The organism is Parahaliea mediterranea, assembly GCF_017255185.1.
In the GTDB taxonomy this organism is placed as follows: domain Bacteria; phylum Pseudomonadota; class Gammaproteobacteria; order Pseudomonadales; family Halieaceae; genus JAFKCZ01.
Genome location: NZ_JAFKCZ010000008.1, coordinates 169780 through 185601, shown reverse-complemented (window position 1 = coordinate 185601; position 15822 = coordinate 169780). Strand labels below are relative to the sequence as shown.

The 15822-nt window shown below is 65.2% G+C and carries 11 protein-coding genes; 9 read left to right on the top strand and 2 right to left on the bottom strand.

The genetic code is table 11. From position 1 onward, the window contains the following. The first annotated feature begins 15 nt into the window (after window positions 1–15). From JYP50_RS12630 to JYP50_RS12615, 4 genes are read left to right on the top strand one after another with little or no spacing between them, the layout of a single operon-like run. Window positions 16–1920 (top strand): XrtA/PEP-CTERM system amidotransferase, encoded by a 1905-nt coding sequence (locus tag JYP50_RS12630; RefSeq protein ID WP_206560893.1) that lies wholly within the window; start codon window positions 16–18, stop codon window positions 1918–1920. Next, window positions 1917–3125, top strand: coding sequence for a TIGR04063 family PEP-CTERM/XrtA system glycosyltransferase (locus tag JYP50_RS12625; RefSeq protein WP_206560892.1), 1209 nt, complete (start codon window positions 1917–1919; stop codon window positions 3123–3125). Before JYP50_RS12630 ends, JYP50_RS12625 begins: the two co-directional genes overlap by 4 nt. After that, window positions 3122–4213, top strand: coding sequence for a glycosyltransferase family 4 protein (locus JYP50_RS12620; RefSeq protein ID WP_206560891.1), 1092 nt, complete (start codon window positions 3122–3124; stop codon window positions 4211–4213). Before JYP50_RS12625 ends, JYP50_RS12620 begins: the two co-directional genes overlap by 4 nt. Next, on the top strand, window positions 4210–5562 hold the full coding sequence (locus tag JYP50_RS12615) for a phenylacetate--CoA ligase family protein (protein WP_206560890.1): 1353 nt from the start codon (window positions 4210–4212) through the stop codon (window positions 5560–5562). The genes JYP50_RS12620 and JYP50_RS12615 overlap by 4 nt, the downstream gene beginning before the upstream one ends. Here JYP50_RS12615 and JYP50_RS12610 read toward each other — a convergent pair. Next, entirely contained in the window at window positions 5547–7910 is a 2364-nt protein-coding gene (locus JYP50_RS12610; RefSeq protein ID WP_206560889.1) for a heparinase II/III domain-containing protein, read from the bottom strand. The two genes, JYP50_RS12615 and JYP50_RS12610, sit on opposite strands and share 16 nt — an antisense overlap. 57 nt (window positions 7911–7967) lie before the next feature. After that, the gene (locus JYP50_RS12605; protein WP_206560888.1) at window positions 7968–10058 is read right to left on the bottom strand and encodes a PQQ-dependent sugar dehydrogenase; all 2091 of its coding nucleotides are present in this window, start codon (window positions 10056–10058) and stop codon (window positions 7968–7970) included. A 93-nt stretch (window positions 10059–10151) separates the two neighbouring features. Here JYP50_RS12605 and JYP50_RS12600 point away from each other — a divergent pair, with 93 nt between their 5' ends. The 5 genes from JYP50_RS12600 to JYP50_RS12580 all read left to right on the top strand — a co-directional run bounded on the left by JYP50_RS12600 (window position 10152) and on the right by JYP50_RS12580 (window position 15814). After that, the gene (locus tag JYP50_RS12600; RefSeq protein WP_206560887.1) at window positions 10152–11681 is read left to right on the top strand and encodes a polysaccharide lyase; all 1530 of its coding nucleotides are present in this window, start codon (window positions 10152–10154) and stop codon (window positions 11679–11681) included. Window positions 11682–11836: 155 nt separating this feature from the next. Continuing rightward, entirely contained in the window at window positions 11837–11989 is a 153-nt protein-coding gene (locus JYP50_RS12595; RefSeq protein WP_206560886.1) for a hypothetical protein, read from the top strand. Continuing rightward, window positions 11989–13395 carry a putative O-glycosylation ligase, exosortase A system-associated gene (locus JYP50_RS12590; protein WP_206560885.1) on the top strand — a complete coding sequence of 469 codons (1407 nt, stop codon included), beginning with the start codon at window positions 11989–11991 and terminating at the stop codon, window positions 13393–13395. Before JYP50_RS12595 ends, JYP50_RS12590 begins: the two co-directional genes overlap by 1 nt. Beyond that, a complete protein-coding gene (locus tag JYP50_RS12585) occupies window positions 13392–14294 on the top strand; it encodes a sulfotransferase family protein (RefSeq protein ID WP_206560884.1) in 903 nt (300 codons plus the stop codon). Before JYP50_RS12590 ends, JYP50_RS12585 begins: the two co-directional genes overlap by 4 nt. 35 nt (window positions 14295–14329) lie before the next feature. After that, window positions 14330–15814 (top strand): lipopolysaccharide biosynthesis protein, encoded by a 1485-nt coding sequence (locus JYP50_RS12580; protein ID WP_206560883.1) that lies wholly within the window; start codon window positions 14330–14332, stop codon window positions 15812–15814. Window positions 15815–15822: the final 8 nt, after the last annotated feature.

Sequence of the window (15822 nt, the reverse complement as noted above, 5' to 3'; positions counted from 1 at the left end):
GAGATACGACTCGGGATGTGTGGCATAGCGGGCATATTCGACCTGCGGGAACGGCGGGATGTCGATCGCGACGTGCTGCGGGCAATGAACCAGGTGCAGTTCCACCGGGGGCCGGACGAGGACGGCCTTCACGTCGAGCCCGGGGCGGGACTGGCCCACCGGCGCCTGTCGATTATCGACCTGTCGTCCGGGCAGCAGCCCATGTTCAGCGCCGATGGCAACCTTTGCGTGGTCTACAACGGCGAGATCTACAACTTCGGCGAGCTGACCGAGACGCTGCGCCGCCGCGGCTACCAATTCCGCACCCGTTGCGACACCGAGGTGATTCTCTACGCCTGGCAGGAGTGGGGCGAGGACTGCGTGCGGCATTTTCGTGGCATGTTCGCCTTCGCGCTGCTCGACCGCCGGGCGCAGTCACTGTTCCTGGCGCGCGACCGCTTCGGTATCAAGCCGCTGTTCTACAGCATACTGGCAGATGGCCACTGCCTGTTCGGGTCGGAATTGAAAGTGCTGAAAGCCCACGCCGGGCTGCCGCGAAAGCTCGAGCCGCGCTCGGTGGAGGATTACTTCGCCCTCGGCTACATCCCCGAACCGCGCACCATCTATCGCGACGTCTACAAGCTGCGGCCGGGTCATACCCTCACCCTGCGCCGCGGCGAGCCGGTACCCGCCCAGCGCGAATACTGGGACATTCCCTTCGAGCCGGGTTCGCCGATGACCGAGGCCGAGCTGCAGGGTGAGTTGGTGGAGCGGCTCGCCGAGGCGGTGCGCATCCGCATGGTGGCCGAGGTGCCCCTGGGGGCCTTCCTCTCCGGGGGCGTGGATTCAAGCGCGGTGGTGGCGATGATGGCCTCCCAGCAAGCCGACCCCGTCAACACCTGCGCCATCGGTTTCGATGTCCAGCAGTACGACGAGGTGGCCTACGCGCGGCAGGTGGCCGAACGCTATCGCACCAACCACCACGAGCGCACCGTGAGCAGCGATGATTTCGCGCTCCTCGACGGCCTGGCGGACCTGTACGACGAGCCCTACGCCGACAGCTCGGCGCTACCCACCTATCGCGTGTGCCAACTGGCCCGGGAGCAGGTCACAGTGGCCCTGTCGGGAGACGGCGGCGACGAGAACTTCGCCGGCTATCGCCGTTACCGCTGGCACATGAACGAGGAGCGCTTGCGCGCGCGACTCCCGCAAGGCTTGCGCAGCGGCTTGTTCGGCACCCTCGGGCGGCTGTATCCGAAGGCCGACTGGGCGCCGCGGATATTCCGTGCCAAGACCACCTTCGAGGGTCTGGCGCGCAACTCGGTGGCGGCCTACCTGCACTCGGTGTCGCTGTCTTCCACCGCCCAGCGCGGAGCGATGTTCAGCGATGCCCTCAAGCGCGAATTGCAGGGCTACTCGGTGCAATCGGTATTCGATGAGCACGCCGCCCGCTGTCCCAGCGACGATCCCCTCTCACTGATCCAGTACCTGGATATGAAAACCTACCTGGTCGGGGACATCCTTACCAAGGTGGACCGCGCGAGCATGGCGCATTCACTGGAGGTCCGCGTCCCCTTCCTCGACCACCCCTTTGCCGAGTGGGTCTCCAGCCTGCCGCCGTCGCAAAAATTGCGCGGCGGGGAGGGCAAGTACCTGCTCAAGAAATCCCTGGAGTCACACCTGCCCCGGGACATCCTCTACCGTCCGAAAATGGGTTTCGGCGTGCCCCTGGGCAACTGGTTCCGCGGGCCCTTGAAGCAGCGCCTGCGGCAGGCCCTGCTGGAGGGAGGGTTGGCCGATAGCGGCCTGTTCGATGCCGCCTACCTGGAGCGGCTGGTGCGGGAACACCAGTCGGGCCTGCGCGAGCACAGCGCGCCACTGTGGTCGCTGCTGATGTTCCAGGCGGCGGTCAAGGACGACGATTTCGGGTTACAGCCATGACCGGCCTGCGCATCCTCCATGTCCTGGATCACTCGATCCCCCTGCACAGCGGCTACACCTTCCGCACCCGCAATATCCTGCGCGAGCAGCGCAAGCTCGGCTGGTACACCGCCCATGTGACGGGGTCCAAGCACCGCGACGGCGCGGCGGCGGAAGAGGACGTGGACGGCCTGCACTTTTATCGCACCCGGGCGCCATCCTCGCGCTGGCAAAGCCTGCCCTGGGTGGATCCGTTGGTGGTCATACGCAGCCTGGCCAGTCGCCTCGACGAGGTGATCGAGCGCGAGCGGCCCCAGGTGCTACACGCCCACTCCCCGGCCCTGAATGGCATGGCCGCGCTGAGCGCCGGGCGCCGTCACGGTCTCCCGGTGGTGTACGAATGCCGGGCCTTCTGGGAGGACGCGGCGGTGGACCACGGCACCAGTCGCGAGGGCGGGCTGCGCTACCGGCTGACGCGTGCGCTGGAGTCGCGGGTGTTTCGCGACGCCGCCGCGGTGACCACGATCTGCGAGGGCCTGCGCGGCGACATCGTTGCCAGGGGGGTCGCGGCGGACAAGATCACGGTGATTCCCAACGCCGTCGACGCGGACAGTTTTCAGCTCGACGGCGAACCCGATGCTGCGCTGCGGCGGGAGCTGGGGCTCGAGGGCCGACTGGTGCTGGGCTTTCTCGGCTCGTTCTACGCCTACGAGGGCCTGGCCCTGTTGGTGGAGTCGCTGGCCGCGCTGCGCCGTGAACGCCCCGAAGTCGCCCTGTTGCTGGTCGGGGGCGGCCCCCAGGAAGACAATCTCAGGGCGCGGGTCCGCGAGCTCGGCCTCGAGGACGCGGTGGTGATGCCCGGGCGGGTACCCCACGAGCGGGTGCAGGACTACTATCGCCTGGTGGACCTGCTGGTCTACCCGCGCCTGCACATGCGTCTCACCGACCTGGTGACCCCCCTCAAGCCCCTGGAGGCGATGGCCCAGGGCAAGATCGTGGTGGCGTCCGACGTGGGCGGACACCGGGAACTGATCGAACCCGGCCGCACCGGCTACCTGTTCGAAGCCGGCAGCCGGGATTCGCTGGTCGACACGGTTGTTCGCGCCATCGATGAGCGCCCGGAGTGGGGCGCCATGCGCCGGCAGGGGCGGGACTTCGTCGAGGGCGAGCGCAACTGGACCGCCAGCGTCGCCCGTTACCGCCCGGTGTACGAGGCGCTGCTATGAGCGGCGCCGGCCTGGTGCTCGGCCTCGTCGGTCCCGTGCCGCCGCCCCTGGGGGGGATGGCGGCGCAGACCCGGCAGCTGGCCGATTTACTGCGCGCCGAAGGCGTAACGGTGGTGGAACTGCCGACCAACGGTCCCTACCGGCCGTCCTGGCTGGCCCGCGTGCCGGTGGCGCGCGCCCTGGGGCGCCTGTTGCCCTACCTGCTGTCGGTATGGCGCCTGGCGGGCAGGGTCGATGTGATTCACCTGATGGCCAATTCCGGCTGGTCCTGGCAGCTCTTCGCCGCGCCGGTGCTGTGGATCGCGCGGTGGCGGGGGACGCCGGTAGTGGTGAACTACCGCGGCGGGGAGGCGCGGGACTACCTGCGGCGCTCCCTGTCGCGGGTGCGCCCGTCGCTGCGCCGGGCCTCGGCCCTGGTGGTGCCCTCCGGCTTTCTGCAGGGGGTTTTTGCGGACTTTGGTTTCAGCGCCCAGGTGGTGCCCAATATCGTCGATACCGAACGCTTTCGCCCGCAGGAGCCGCCGCACGCGGGGGAGGGCTTCACGGTGATCGTTACCCGCCATCTGGAGCGCATCTACGGGCTGGAAACCGCATTGCGCGCGGTGGCCCTGGCGGCTGCGGATATTCCCGGGCTGCGCCTGGTGGTCGCTGGCGATGGTCCGCTGCGAGGCGAGCTGGAAGCCCGGGCCCGGGAGCTCGGGGTGAGCGGGCGAGTCGAGTTTACCGGCCAGGTGGATCGGGATGAAATTCTCGCGTTGTACCGCGGCGCCGACGCCCTGTTGAATCCGACGACGGTGGACAATATGCCCAATTCGGTACTCGAGGCCCTCGCCAGCGGCGTGGCCGTGGTATCCACCGATGCCGGTGGCGTCCCCCATGTGGTCACCCACGGCGAGACGGCGCTGCTGTGCCCGGTGGGCGACGCGGAGGCGATGGCGGCCTGTCTGGTGCGGCTGTACCGGGAACCGGGCTTGCGCGCCGACCTGGTGGGTGCCGGCCTCGAGCACGTGCGCCAGTTCAGCTGGCCGCGGGTGAGGGAGCGCTGGCTGGCGACCTATGCGCGGGTCGCGGGGGAGGCCGGGGCATGAGCGGCCTGTATACCCCGCTGGTCTCCGGACTGCTGTTTCCGCTGCACGAACGGCTCAAGGGGCACCAAACGCAGGCGGTGTTTCGCCGCCTGGAGGAGAGTCAGTGGCGCTCGCCCGGGGAGTTGGAGGCGCTGCAGATCGAGCGCTTGCGCGAATTCCTGGCGGCCATCGGCCGCGACGTACCGTATTTTCGCGACCTGTTTGCAGAGCTCGGTTTTGACCCGCAAGCACTGGCTGGCCTGGATGACCTGCGGCGGTTGCCGACCATGGGCAAGGCGGAGATCCGCGCCAATAGCGACCGCCTGCGCGCGACGGGGGCCGGTCCCCTGGCGCGCTTCAATACCGGCGGTTCCAGTGGCGAGCCCCTGGTTTTCTATCTCGGCAAGCAGCGCATCAGCCACGATGTCGCCGCCAAGCGCCGGGCGACCCGCTGGTGGGGAGTGGATATTGGCGACCCGGAGATTGTGCTCTGGGGCTCGCCGATCGAACTGGGCGCGCAGGACCGTCTGCGCGTCGTGCGTGACAGCTTGTTTCGCACCGAGCTGTTGCCCGCGTTCGAGATGTCGCTGGCGAACATGGACCGTTTTCTCGAGCGCATTCGCCGCCGCCGCCCGGCGATGCTGTTCGGCTACCCGTCTTCCCTGTCGCTGCTGGCGCGCCACGCCCGGCAGCGCGGCGTGGCCATGGACGACCTGGGCATCCGGGTGGCCTTTGTGACCTCCGAGCGCCTCTACGACGAGCAGCGCGCCGATATCGAGGCGGTGTTCGCCTGTCCGGTGGCCAATGGCTACGGCGCGCGGGATGCCGGTTTCATCGCCCACCAGTGCCCGCAGGGCAGCCTGCATATCAGCGCCGAGGACATCGTGGTGGAGGTGTTGCGGCCCGACGGGCAGGCGGCGGCCGCCGGCGAGAGCGGTGAACTGGTTGTCACCCACCTGGCCACCGGCGAGTTTCCTTTCGTGCGCTATCGCACCGGCGATGTCGGTGTCCTGTCCCGCGAGCCCTGCGCCTGCGGTCGCGGCCTGCCGGTGCTGGCGGAAATCCAGGGCAGGAGCACCGACTTCATCGTGGCGGCGGATGGCACGGTCATGCACGGCCTGGCGCTGATCTATGTGCTGCGCGATATCGACTGCGTCGATGAGTTTCGCATCGTGCAGGAATCACCGCAGCTGACGCGGGTGCAGGTCGTCGCGGGGCCCAACTGGAGCGACGCGATCGAGCATTCGGTGCGGCAGCAGTTCAGGCAGCGCCTGGGGGAGAGTGTGGAGGTCGTTATCGAGCACTTGCCTGCGATTCCCCTGGAGCCCTCGGGCAAGCGGCGCTATGTGGTCAGTCATGTATCGCCCTGAGCGGCCTGCGTTGCGCTCAACCGCCAGTTTCCCGATAGTCCGTCGAGGTCGAAACTGGCTACCCCGTCGCCGCGCCTGCCGGTGAGGGTGCGGCCCTGCGTGTTGGTCAGCTCGATCCGGGCCGCGGCGCCGACGCCCAGTAGCAACAATTCGCGGTGGCCGCCGTCCAGGGACAGGGTCGTGGTTAACTGCCCACCGTCCAGGAATACCAGCAGGCGCCGCGGCGTGTGTAATACGTGGCCGCCCTTCGGTTGCCGTTCCGGCAGGGTGGTTTCACGGTTGCGATGGCCCTTGAGCGATGGCAGGAGGCTGACCAGGAAGTGGGTGTCGCCGGCCCGTGGCGGCCGCGCTTCCAGGCGCCACCGCGCCGGGTCGTAGCCCGCCATGGCGCGGACACCGCCGTCCCGGTTAACGTAGAATCCGTCGCGCTCGGGGGTGGCCCACTCGTAGCCGGGACCGCCCACCAGGGTGATTTCGGCCGACGCGGGCAGGTGAAAACCGGCGTCCATGCTGCCCCGGCCGGCTTCCACACGAGCGTGGTCGACGGTGCCGACGAAAACGCCCGCCCTGTCGCTTCCCGCCACGCGCCCCAGGCCTTCAATTGCCGGGCGCCTGGCGGTGTGCAGCAGCCACGCCGGCCGGATATCGGCGGGCAGTCCCACCAGTGCGTCGTGGATGACCAGCAGATCCTCGTCCAGCAGGTAGAGGAAGTCGCGTCGTACGCGGCGTGAACCGGGTTCGGCCCAATAGGCCTGGCTCAGGTCTGCCCGGAGATAGGCGTGGGCGCCGGGCCTGTGGTCGTAGGCTTCCAGCTCCGCCGCGGCCAGGTGCATGCCCGCGTGGAGCTGCCCGCGCCAGTGTTCAGGGTCCCTGATCCGGCTGCCAGTGGGCATGGTTAGCCGTTGGCCGCCGGAGTCCGAAGCCTGGCCCCGCAATCGCGTGTTCAGGGCAAGCGGCCGCCCGGGAAGCAGCAGGCTGTTCTTGGCGACGGTCTGGATGCTGTACTGAAGGCGGTGCGGGGAATGGGTCGCTCCGTAGGCGGAACCGTTCACCGCCAGCGGCCCGCCCTTGTAGAGCGTGAAGTGGCCCGCGTCGTAGTGTTGGTGATGGCTGAAACCGTGGCTCGCGCGGAAGCTGACAAAGGTGGCGTCCGGCCCCCAGTCCGAGCGCGCGAACAGGCTGTTGACCGCGCCCCGGCCGAACAGGGCCGCGGTGGGCAGGTGGCCGTTGAATATCGACAGGTCTGCCGCCTGTTTCGCGCTACCGGTATGTCCCGGCAGCAGGGGTACGCTGGGATCGTGAAGCAGGCGGCGGGACCAGCGATAACCGCGATAGTAGGCCGCGTCGCCGTGCAGGCTCTGCAGGTAGGCACCGTAGCTGGCCAGTACCGGGCTGCGAGTATGGCGGACCAGCAGGTCGATGACGCGGGCCGTTTCGTCCCGCAGGTCGAGCCGCGGGCCTTCATCGGCATGGCCCTGGACCTGGTTGTCCGGGCGCACCGAATGGATCATCCACAGGCCCAGACGCTCCAGCAGGGCATCGATCTGCGACGCCCTGGCGTTTCCCTCAAGGCTGTTGCGGTAGCTGATCAGGGCGAGTACCAGGGGCATTGCCCGGGAATTGATCCAGTAATTATAGCCGCTGGGCCAGCTCTCGGTGATCGCGAGGGCCGCGATCACTCGGTCGAAATGGGCCTGGCTGCGGCGCAGCAGCTCCGCGTCGGCGGCGGCATCGGTGGCGATACCGGCGGCCAGCAACCAGCTATTGGCGGCCTCGCTGGCTCGCCCGTGCCACAGCGAAAGGCTCTGGTCGTCGAGTTTCTCAAGACTCGACAGTGCCATTTGCAGGGTCCGCTCGCGCGCTGCCCGCCACTGCCGCGGGTCCCTTGACGGCAGGGTTGCCAGCCAGTCCATGGCCAGGGCCCACTCCCACGCGGTGGGCGGTGGACGCAGCTCGGTGCCGGTATGCCCCGCCATGCTCGCCAGCGCCAGTTCGGCCGACTCGCGATCCCCGCTCAGCAGCCAGCACAGCGATCGGGGGGCCGCGCGATGGCCATCGCATGCGGCTTCGTTCGGGGGTGGGATTGCCGGCGCGCCGTCGGGGATTGGCAACAGGCGCGGGTGCGCGGGCCTGAGTACGCCGTCCAGGCGGTGGTCGGGGTAGGCATCGCCGGCCCGCAGCCAGTCCGGAAGGGTGTCGATCGTCGTCCACCGCCGCAGGGATTCGGCGAGCAGGAAGCGCGGCGTCAGCGACAGGTGCCAGCTGGCCAGTAGCAACGCGCCGGCGGCGGATGCCAGCGCAATTGCCAGGAGCAGGTAGAGGTGCCTTCGGTTCAGGCCGGAGGCCATTCGCCCCCGTGGACCGTGGTATCTCCGCGCGCGAGGCCGGTTGTCGGGCGCGGTGAATCAGTTGCCGTCATGCGGGTTCTCCTGGAACTCCCGGATCAGCTTGACCAGGCCGTCGATTTCGGCCTCGTTGAGGATATGCGCCCAGGGCGGCATGGCCGGGCTCAGTCCCGCGGCGTATCCGCCTTCGCCGATTACCCTGTGGTACCAGCTGTTCTCCCGTGCCCGGACGTCGTCGTCGTGGAAGTCCGGCACCGGTACCGGCAGCATACCGGCGTCCGGGCCGTCGCCGCGACCCTCGTTCCCGTGGCAGCGGGCACAGTTGGCGATGTAGATACTGTGTACTTCCGCCGCGGTGGTCGACGCGGGCTCCGCCTCTGCCGCCGGGGCGGGCGCCTGTGCATCGCCGCTCGAGAGCTTGAGAACGCGCCCGGTGGGTGTGCTGCTCCTGCCCAGGGTGGTCAGGACAACTTCACCGTCCGCGAGCTCTGTCAGCGAGCTGGTGCCACGCTGGGCGAATTGGTCGGCGGTGGCGATATGGTCCGCGCTGTCGACGCGCCGCCCGCTTGCGGGCATGCTGAAAACCTTCGAGGAGTAGTTGTCGGCGAACAGGTACTGGCCGCGCAGGGCCTGGTGCCGCTTGCCCTGGTACACGATCCCGCCAATCACCGCGCGATCATAGGCGGTGTGTACGTAGGTGTGGACGGGGGGCGTCTCGGTGCCAATGACCGTGTCGGGCCGGGACGGGCCGGCCGCTTCGTAGCCCTCTATGAAGGGGTATTGGTAGTGGTGCCCGGCCTCTACGATATTCACTTCCTCCCACTTGGTGGAGCCCACATCGCCGACCCAGAGGCGGCCGTCGGCATCGAAGTTCATGCGGTAGGGGTTGCGCAGTCCCAGCGCCCAGTACTCGTCCAGAATCGCGGGGTTGCCAACAAAGGGATTGTCCCGGGGAATGCAGTAGTCTTGCACCTGTCCCACCGCCGGGCGCCGCGTTATCGGCTGGCTGCGGTCGGAGTGCCGGCAGTCCACATCGATGCGCAGGATGGCGCCGCGAAAGGTCTCGTTGATACCCTTGTGGGTCTTCGGGTGAACCCCTTCGCCCAGAGCCAGGTACAGCAAGCCGTCGGGGCCAAAGGCCACGCTGCCGCCGTTGTGAAACCCGCTGGGCTCGCGGGGCAGGACCATTAACGGGGCTTCTGTCTGTACCTTGGCCCCGGCGTCCTCGCGCAAGGTGAACTTCGATACGTGGTTTACCTGTTCGCCGTTTTTCACACTGGTGTAGTAGGCGTAGATCACGCCTTCGTTGCCGGAGCCCGCGCGGGCAAATTCGGGGTGGAAATCGAAGCCCAGGAACCCGTTTTCGGATTCCACTTCGCCCACCTTGTCGCGTATATCCAGGACCAGGCTACGGCCCTCGCCCGAGGGGTAGTCGATGCGCTCGAGGGTGCCGGCGCGACCGAGAATATAAAGTACGCCCGGATCGCCCGGCCGCGGGCGCACCAGCATCGGCTGTGCGAATCGCTCGCCGGGGAACAGGTCGACGAGTTGGTAGGCGGCCTGTTCGCTGTCGCTGAACCAGATGCGGATACGGGTCACGGTGTTGGCAAAGTCCCGGTCGCCGACGAAAAAGAATGCGAGAATACCCGGCGTGAGCGCGGCGAGAATAATGGCGATACCTGCCGACCGGAATGCCACGCGCAGTATTTCCCGGATCAGGAGCAGCACTCTGGAGCCGGGCGCGCCGTGGGTGCTTGCCGCGCTGATTAGGTGCGCGGATATGACCAGCAGAGAGGCGAGAATTGCGATGCCGACGATGAGGTTCGGGTCGAAGGCGATCTCGGTGGTCAAAAACAGCGACATGGACGCAATGGCAAAGCCGAGGGCGATGGCGAACAGTTCCTGGACCGTCCGGCGAACATCGCTGGGGCGCCAGGGGCCGAGGTAGGCCGCCGTTGCCGCAAGCAGTACCAGGTAGACGCAGCCGAAGTGCCATAACACAGTACGGAAATCCTCACCGGTATAATCCACTTCCGGCAGGCTGATAACGAAACTGGGAATGAAGCTGATATGGGGTTCAAGCAGGTGGGCGCCGAACAAGGCCGCGAAAATCAACAGTGCTTCCAGTAAAAAAATTCCCGCAGCCTTCATAGTATCGCCAGTTCCATAGCCAGTGACCCCTGCCAGGTGGCAAAGGTGAAATCCGTTAGACTATAGTGGCTTCTGGAGGGATAGACAAAACCCATGGATGTCAATTTGCCGTCGATGAGAATTACCGCACGAAATCCGCTTGGCCGGGCTTTGTTCCTGGCTGTCTCCCTGGTTTTGTCCCTGTTCCCCGTTCCGGGACTCGCCATCGATGTGCAGTGGAACGACGGCGACGGGGGCGCCACCCGGCGTCATGCCCTGGCTTCCGCGGGCTTGCCCTGGGACCGCAAACTGGGTGACTGGAGCGACGCCGCGGGTGAGCCCTGGGGCAGATTGCCGTGGGCCTCGGCCACGCTGAGTCGTGGCGCGGAGGGCACGCTGTTGCGCCTGGATGTCACCGAACTGGTCGAAGCCTGGTACCGGCGAAAGCTGGCAAACCAGGGTTTTTATCTCCGCCTGCGCGGCGGGGGGCTCGATTTCGCCATGCCCAGCCGGGAGGCGGGTGCCGATGCGCCGGTGCTGAACGTAGACCTTAGCCAGGGCAGTTACCGCTTGCCGGTGGTGTACGATACAACGCTCGACGCCAGCACCAGCAAGGCCCTGGGCGACAGAAAACGGCTGAAGCTGGGTAAGGGCAAGGCGGTACTGCTGTATTTCGATCTCTCCCGTATGCCCCGCGGGCACCCGGTGACCAGGGCTTCGCTCGAGCTGAAAGTCGTGCAAACCAGTGGCCCCAAGACGACCTCGCTCGAGGTCTACAACGTGCATATCGCCCCCAGGAGTGGCGTGGTGGTTGCCAGCGAGCGGGGGCTGGCGCGGGACTATCCCGCGGATGTGGGTATCGCGGAGCACCCGGCAGTGGTGTTTAGCGAGGACTTTTCCCGCCAGAACTGGCAGCGGGACTGGTTTGTCGATGGCAAGGCCGGCGAGCGCGTAGAAAATGGTGCGGCGGCGGATTTTGTGGCATTCGATGGGCCCGCTCTCGCCGTGACCATAGCCGAGGGCGAGAAAAAGGGGCTGAACATACGCTACCGCTTTTCACGGCACGACCAGCCGGAGCCCGAAGAAGCTTACTTTCGCTACTATTTGCGTTTTGGCAGCAGCTGGAACCAGACGGTCTCGGGGGGAAAGCTGCCCGGGTTCGCGGGCACCTATCGCCAGGCGGGCTGGGGAAGCAGGCGCTCCAACGGCACCAATGGCTGGTCGGCTCGCGGCAGCTTTCGCAAGTCGATTCGGACCGGGCCTCCCGGCAGCGGGGATTTGCTGACCCCGATCGGCAGTTACGTCTATCATGTGGACCAGGATAGTTTCTATGGCAATACCTGGACCTGGTCTCTCGGTAGCGGCGCGTTGCTGGAAAACGAGCGATGGTACAGCGTCGAGCAACATGTGCGCCTGAACAGCCCCGGGGAGGCGGACGGGCTTATTCGGGCCTGGCTCGACGGGCAGCTTGTGTTCGAGCGGCGCGGGCTTCGGTTTCGCACCGTCCCGGAGCTGAAAATCGAGGATGTCTGGTTCAATGTCTACCACGGCGGCACCGCCCGTTCACCCAGGGACCAGGTCCTGTATATCGATAATGTGGTCGTGGCGACGGAGTATATCGGGCCGCTTGGCAGGCCGGACTGAGTGTGTTGCCGCACTCCGGTTGTGTACTACTTCACAGCTACGCCATTCGGGCCGAGATAATACGCCCCGGGGCTTTACCTTATGGTTCGCGGTCGCTATTGTCTCTGGGTTTCGGGTCGCTGTTTGCAATTGTGCCGGAGGTGGGGTGTTGGTGAATGGCCGATACGCGATCCCGGCGCAGGCTGGCGCGATCCCATGTCGATAAAAGCGGGCTGGATCAATCGATGATCGACAGTCTTTACTTGTTGGGGGACGTGGTGGCCGTTTGCTACCTGTTCTACTGGTCCAGTAAGCAGGACGCAGGCTGATGCGGGATCTGCTCCTGGTCATGTTCCTGTTCGTGGCCGCGGGGTTCGCGTTGAAGCGCCCCTATCTCGGCGTCGCGGCCTGGGTGTGGATTGCACTGACCGCGCCCGCGGAGTGGGCATTCGGTTTCTCCCAGACCTTTCGTCTCAATCTCACGATTGTGCTGATTACCGCGGTGTCCTTCTTGCTGGCGCCCGGGGAACGGCGCGGGACCGCGTTTTGCGGGCTCAGTTTTCTGGTGCTGTTGTTCGGTTTCTGGACGCTGTTGTCGACGGCAACCAACCTGTCCACTGTTCCCGGGTGGGTCTGGAGCTATTGGGCGCAGTTTGCCAAGGTGCTGCTGTTGTTCTTTTTTATCACCTGGGTGCTGCGCAGCTACATACATATCCACACGTTCATCTGGGCGATTGTGTTGGCGATTTCCTCCTACGCGGCCATGGAGGCGGTGAAATTCATCCTCTCCGGAGGGGGGCACCGCATTACCGGGCGCGCTGGCATCATTGCCGATCGCAACGATCTCGCGGTGGCGATCAATATGTGCATTCCGCTGGTTATCTACCTCATCGGCACCACCCGGCACAAGTTGTTGCGGCTGGGTTTGTGCGGCCTGGTGTTCCTCAATGTGGTCAGCATCGTGGGTACCTACTCGCGCGGAGGCTTTATCGGCCTTGCGATACTCGCGGCGGCGTTCTGGTTGAAGTCACGGCACAAGCTGATACTGGCCCTGATTGCGGCGGCGCTGATTCCCGTCGCGTTCAAGTATGCTCCGGAGGACTGGAAAGAACGGCAGCAGACAGTGGCGACCGCATCCCAGGACGACAGTTCGTTTATCGGCCGCCTGTGGGCGTGGAAAGTTTCCACGCTGATCGCCCTGGATCACCCCTTGACCGGGGGAGGATTCGGCGCGGTAACCGAGCCGGGGCTGTGGTCCTACTACGCTCCCTTTACGCCCACTTTCGGGCCGATTGAAACGCCGCCGGTGCCGCCGACCCTGAAACCCAAGGCGGCGCACAACGTGTATTTCCAGGTCCTCGGCGATCACGGCGTGGCGGGGCTGGCTATCTTTCTCGGTATCCTGTTGTTGACCTTCTGGACCAATATGCGCAATACCGCCGCGGCAAAGAAGGCCGGCGCCGATTGGTGCGTGAAGCTGTGCAATGCCGTGACACTTGCCCTGGTGGGCTATGGCATCACTGGTGCCAATGTCAGCCTGGCCTATTTTGACTTGATTTACGCCATTGTCGGGGTGGTTGCCGTGGTGCGTATCAATCGCGAGACCCTGCTGACGCGGGACACGGACCCGGTGGCTTCCCGGTCCATCGCGCCCGGGACCCGGGCGGTCGTGCCCGGGGCCAGCCCGGCGCCGCTTCGGCCCGTGCGGCCATCGATAGTGTTGGAACGGCGATGAGTGAAGACGTAGCAGCTCCGGTATTCATTCTGGGCGCCCAGCGTTCCGGTACAACCATGTTGCGGTTGATGCTGAATGCGCACGGGCGGCTCTGCGTCCCCCACGAGAGCGTTTTTATTACCGAGCTTTACCCGCGCCTGGACGAGTTCGGTGACCTGTCCCAGCGGGAAAACCGCTGTCGACTCATCGATGTTATCGCCGCGCACCCACAGGTGAAGAAAGGCGGGCTTGTGGTGGATATCGAGCGCCTGAAGGCCGCGGAGGTCGATTCCTACCCCGCGCTGGTGCGCGAGATTTTCCGTGAGTACATGGTCGGTCAGGGCAAGTCCGTGTGGTGTGACAAGTCTCCTTCGTATACCGAGGACATCGATGTACTTTGTCGCATGTTTCCAGACGCCCGTTTCGTGCATCTGGTGCGCGATGGTCGCGATGTTGCGATGTCCCAGCTGGCGATTAGCTGGGGCTCGAACAACCTGCCGCGGATAGCCCGCGACTGGCGCTGGCAAACCATGGTATGCCATAAAGTGGGGGCGGTGTTGCCGGCGGACCGGTTTATGGAGCTGCGCTATGAAGACCTGGTGCTCGAGCCGGAGCAGCAGTTGCGGCGCATTTGCCAGTTTCTGAACGTGCCCTTCGACCCGGGCATGCTCGATTACCATCGCTCCGCGGACAAAGCGGTGCCCCGGGAAAGCCTTCAGTGGCACAGGAATTCGGTCAGCAGGCCGAATGTGGAAAAAGTCCTGGCCTGGAAGACGACCATGCGTCGTTCCGACAGGGTTATCTTTGAACAGATAGCCGGGGACGCGCTGGCTTCCTTTGGTTACGAGTGTCTCCGGGAGCCGGCCGATATCCGCAGCCGCCTCAGAAACCTTTACTTCAATGTTATCGCCCGCTACTGAGCCCTCAGTGGGACCCCGCGGGTGGACTGACGACCATGACTGACGGCATATACAAGCATCTTGCCAGGGGCGCCGCGTGGTCCATTGGCATGAAATGGACTATGCGCCTGATCGGCATGGTCAACATCGTTATCCTGGCCCGATTGCTGACGCCGGCGGATTTTGGAATCGTGGCCATGGCCATGGTGGCGATTGCCTTCGTGCAGAGCTTTACCGAACTCGGTCCGGACCAATTGCTGATTCGCGATACGGACCCGGATACCGACCATATCAATTCCGCCTGGACCATAAAAATTTTACAGGGCGCCCTGGTCGCCTTGTTGCTGCTTGCGGTGGCTCCATTCGCGGCGGCCTACTTTGGCGACCCGCGACTGGTTGGCGTTCTGTATGTGCTGGCGCTGGCCCCGTTGATCGATGGCACCTCCAACATCGGTATCACGCTCGCGCGCAAGCAGCTGAATTTCCAACTCGATTTCTGGGCGGAGGTTGTGACGCGAATCATAACTTTCATTGTGACACTGGCGCTGGTTTTGTGGCTGCGAAGCTATTGGGCCCTGATCATCGGCCATGTGCTCAATTCGGTCGCCTACGTGCTGGTCAGCTTTCTGCTTCACCCCTGGCGCCCGCGGATTTGTTTCGCCTATTTCAGGCGCTACCTTGCCTTCGCGGGCTATATACTGCCGATACGTATCGCCAAGTTTTTCAACGGCCGGATGGGGACCATCATTGTCGGCGGGATGGGAAATGCGGGCCTGCTGGGGATATACAAGATGGCCGCGGATCTGGCGGAAATGGTGACCGGCCAGATCGCCACGCCGCTAAGCAGGGGCCTGTTTCCCGGCTATGCCCGACTGTCGAATGACCCACCGGCCCTGGCCACGGCCTTTCGCAATGTACTGGCAGCCTCGGCGATGGTGATGTTTCCGATTGCCACCGGACTCGCCGCCGTGGCGCAGGATTTCGTGCCGCTATTGCTGGGCGATCAATGGTTGGCAACGATCCCCTTGATGTCCTGGCTGTGCCTGTATGCAATGTTCAGTGCGATCAACCGCTTGATGACAACCCATATCCTGATTGTCGCGGGCAAGGAGCGCCACTCCGCATTGGTCGCCTGGTTTCGGCTGGCCATCCTGTTCCCCGCGGCCTATCTCGCATCCAGGGAATACGGAGTGATTGGCGTGGCGATAGCCTGCGCCGGCGTGTCCGTGTTCATGCTGCCGGTCTCGGGGTGGGTGTTGTCCAGGGCGATACCGCTGGGCTTTGGCGGCGTGCTCGCTGTCCTTGCGCGGCCGGCCATTGCCAGTATGGCGATGTACTGGTGCGTCGCGCATTGGTTGGTAGCGGTGCTTGAGCCCGGTTTGTTCCGGTTGGTTGCGGGCGTTGTTCTTGGCGTGGGCATCTATGCCGTGATCATACTGTTGGGCTGGGTAAGTGCCGGTCGACCGAGCGGGGTCGAATCATTGTTGTTGGCCGCTACCAGAAAGTACGCCAGACTGGGTTCTGGCCAAAGCGGTTCTTAGCAGGGAAG

What these genes read in the sequence shown, in the direction of transcription:
- JYP50_RS12605 (WP_206560888.1), bottom strand. Translation starts at nt 10,058, where the DNA reads ATGAAGGCTGCGGGAATTTTTTTACTGGAAGCACTGTTGATTTTCGCG.
- JYP50_RS12610 (WP_206560889.1), bottom strand. Translation starts at nt 7,910, where the DNA reads ATGGCCTCCGGCCTGAACCGAAGGCACCTCTACCTGCTCCTGGCAATT.
- JYP50_RS12615 (WP_206560890.1), top strand. Translation starts at nt 4,210, where the DNA reads ATGAGCGGCCTGTATACCCCGCTGGTCTCCGGACTGCTGTTTCCGCTG.
- JYP50_RS12630 (WP_206560893.1), top strand. Translation starts at nt 16, where the DNA reads ATGTGTGGCATAGCGGGCATATTCGACCTGCGGGAACGGCGGGATGTC.
- JYP50_RS12585 (WP_206560884.1), top strand. Translation starts at nt 13,392, where the DNA reads ATGAGTGAAGACGTAGCAGCTCCGGTATTCATTCTGGGCGCCCAGCGT.
- JYP50_RS12625 (WP_206560892.1), top strand. Translation starts at nt 1,917, where the DNA reads ATGACCGGCCTGCGCATCCTCCATGTCCTGGATCACTCGATCCCCCTG.
- JYP50_RS12590 (WP_206560885.1), top strand. Translation starts at nt 11,989, where the DNA reads ATGCGGGATCTGCTCCTGGTCATGTTCCTGTTCGTGGCCGCGGGGTTC.
- JYP50_RS12580 (WP_206560883.1), top strand. Translation starts at nt 14,330, where the DNA reads ATGACTGACGGCATATACAAGCATCTTGCCAGGGGCGCCGCGTGGTCC.
- JYP50_RS12595 (WP_206560886.1), top strand. Translation starts at nt 11,837, where the DNA reads ATGGCCGATACGCGATCCCGGCGCAGGCTGGCGCGATCCCATGTCGAT.
- JYP50_RS12620 (WP_206560891.1), top strand. Translation starts at nt 3,122, where the DNA reads ATGAGCGGCGCCGGCCTGGTGCTCGGCCTCGTCGGTCCCGTGCCGCCG.
- JYP50_RS12600 (WP_206560887.1), top strand. Translation starts at nt 10,152, where the DNA reads ATGGATGTCAATTTGCCGTCGATGAGAATTACCGCACGAAATCCGCTT.